This is a genomic window from Gracilibacillus sp. HCP3S3_G5_2, assembly GCF_052063305.1.
Classification (GTDB): Bacteria; Bacillota; Bacilli; order Bacillales; family Amphibacillaceae; genus Gracilibacillus.
This window is the reverse complement of record NZ_JBQHXU010000033.1, coordinates 1-1,809: the sequence shown is the minus strand read 5'-3', so window position 1 is coordinate 1,809 and position 1,809 is coordinate 1. Positions and strand designations below refer to the sequence as shown.

Genomic DNA, 1,809 nt, shown 5'->3' with positions numbered 1-1,809 from the left:
AATAGGAGCATTCCTGTAATGAAGAAATTTGAGGATTGAAACAAAAAGAGCCCTCTTGGTATCATACGAGGTGTCCAAAGCTTCGAAGCAAAAATGGACCCTTAATTTAAGTAACCAAGGAGGACTCAATAATGAATTATACACAAAATCAAAAAATCTCTCAAATCACACCTTCAACACTCATTGTAGGCATTGATATTGCCAAAGACAAACACGTAGCTCGTGCTCAAGACGACCGAGGTGTTGAATTCGGGAAACGCTTGATCTTTGAAAACAAAATGCATGGCTTTCAAAAACTAGTAAATTGGGCAGAGAACCTTCGAAAGGAAAATGACAAAAATTATGTCATTCTGGGTGTCGAGCCTACTGGCCATTACTGGTTTAGTCTAGCTTACTTTTTAGTAGCGAAAGGATACGATTTTGTTGTCGTAAATCCTATGCACGTAAAGAAAAGTAAAGAACTTGATGATAATTCCCCTACCAAAAATGATACGAAAGATGCCCGTGTGATAGGTCAGTTGATTAAAGATGGGCGATACTCTGTACCAAATCTCTTAGATGGCATTTATGCCGAATTAAGAGAAGGCGTCAAATTACGAGATCAACTTATCAACCAACTGATGATCACTGAAGGGCGTATCCAAAACCATATTCAACGCTATTTTCCGGAATTCTTTGATGTATTTGGTGATTGGGAAGGAAAAGCAGCTTACTGTACGTTACGACTGTTTCCATTTCCGTCTCAAATCAAGGAATTGTCACCAGAAGATGTGGTGATGAAGTGGAAGCCCTTCGTTAAACGAGGAGTGGGAATTAAAAGAGCAACAAAGCTAGTAGAAGTCGCAAAAAAGAGTATCGGCATTCAAATTGGTATTCAGTTTGCCCGACGCGAGTTGGACTGTTTACTCGATCAATATGAACTTTATAAGCAACAGTTAGAGGAGTTAGACAAAGAGTTAGAATCACTTGTCGTGACTTTACCTGGTGCTAAACAAATGATGAATATTACAGGGCTTGGATCCACAACCGTGGCTCTATTCTTCGCTGAAGTAGGGGATATTACGAAATATAAACACCCTCAACAATTAGTCAATTTAGCAGGGCTATCTTTACGAGAACACAGTTCTGGTAAGTTTAAAGGTCAAACACGGATAACTAAGAGAGGACGAAGTCGTTTGCGAAGAGCCCTATATTTAGCCATTCGTCCGCTAGTTGCCCATAATCCAACGTTTAAAGCCCTGCATCAACACTATACAACACGGTCTGAAAAACCATTGAAAAAGCAACAGTCACTCATTGCCTTGTGTTGTAAGTTATTACGTGTATTATTTGTCATTGGCCAAAGACAATGTGAGTTTGATGGATCTAAGTTATTAAGAGGATTGTCACAAAAGGAAGCATTACAGGCTGCTTAAGCCTTTAGAAACACATCAAATACGATTATTAGTTCTCATACAAACACCAATAGTGCAGAGTTGGAGTATATATTATCCATTCGGGCATTAGACCCAGCATAGGAGCATTTCCAACCTCCACCTCATGGATACGCAGGACGAAGGAAAGTATGGATACGATCCGGAGAGACATGGGAGGGTTAGCGACCGTGATTTGTGTGGAGATTTCCTAGCACGGTTATAAAACTGTTTTCCAAACAATACCAGTTTGGCAGATAGGATGGCCCCCAACCTGTAAATAAATTGAATTACTTTCAATTTTTAACTATCTATAAGGTGTGTCAACTAACTAGTGTTTATAAAATATTGAGAATACGCGAGTATTTGGAAGAAAAATTAACTTTATTGAGGGAGG

Annotated in this window: 1 protein-coding gene; it reads left to right on the top strand. The window is 39.2% G+C overall.

Going from position 1 to position 1,809, the window contains the following annotated elements:
- Window positions 1-131 precede the first annotated feature (131 nt).
- Window positions 132-1,415, top strand: a complete 1,284-nt coding sequence (locus ACTNEP_RS20375) for an IS110 family transposase (RefSeq protein ID WP_186871525.1) — start codon at window positions 132-134, stop codon at window positions 1,413-1,415.
- Window positions 1,416-1,809 lie beyond the last annotated feature (394 nt).

Bases quoted from the DNA above. Each gene is read 5' to 3' on its own strand.
- ACTNEP_RS20375 (WP_186871525.1), top strand. From the start codon at position 132: ATGAATTATACACAAAATCAAAAAATCTCTCAAATCACACCTTCAACA.